Source organism: Cellulomonas citrea (assembly GCF_009829685.1).
Lineage (GTDB): Bacteria > Actinomycetota > Actinomycetes > Actinomycetales > Cellulomonadaceae > Cellulomonas > Cellulomonas citrea.
In genome coordinates, this window is sequence record NZ_VWSD01000410.1 from 1 (window position 1) to 510 (window position 510).

1 protein-coding gene is annotated in these 510 nt (G+C 41.2%); it reads right to left on the reverse strand.

Annotated features, from left to right (window positions below):
• Positions 1-510 (reverse strand): AIM24 family protein (locus F2B26_RS17835; protein ID WP_159811266.1); only part of this gene is annotated, 510 nt, incomplete at both ends.

A 510-nucleotide genomic window follows, 5' to 3' on the forward strand; every position in this document is an offset into this window, starting at 1 on the left:
GATTTCGGGAACAAATAATGACTTTGCCATTGCCCCTAAACTTAAGCACCATACCTTCACCACTGGTAAAACTGTTTAAAAGATTTCCAACAATTCCGCGGTTTTGTGAACTTGGCATCCCAATGTTGTAACTTAAAGACGAATCCCATGCCACAACATGACCATTATCAATGGTGGTTTCTCCATTCTGAGTGCTTACATCAACTTCCATTAAGGTGCCACAACCAGAAATACACAGTTGCCCTTGTCCAGATGATTCCATCACCACAAAACCACCCGTATCACCAAAGAATCCACCACCTAAATTTGCTTGAATCTTGGCTTTGACATTGACATGTTCTGTTGCGGCAACAAAAGCCCCATCAGATAAAGTGTATTGCTGAGGGCCAATGTTAAGAATTTGCATATCTCCATCTATGTTTGGAGAAAGTAGACACTGTCCATGACCAAATGATGCTTTGATTTCTTGCTGAAACAGCGATTCACCTGTGGTAAATCTACGCATAAATG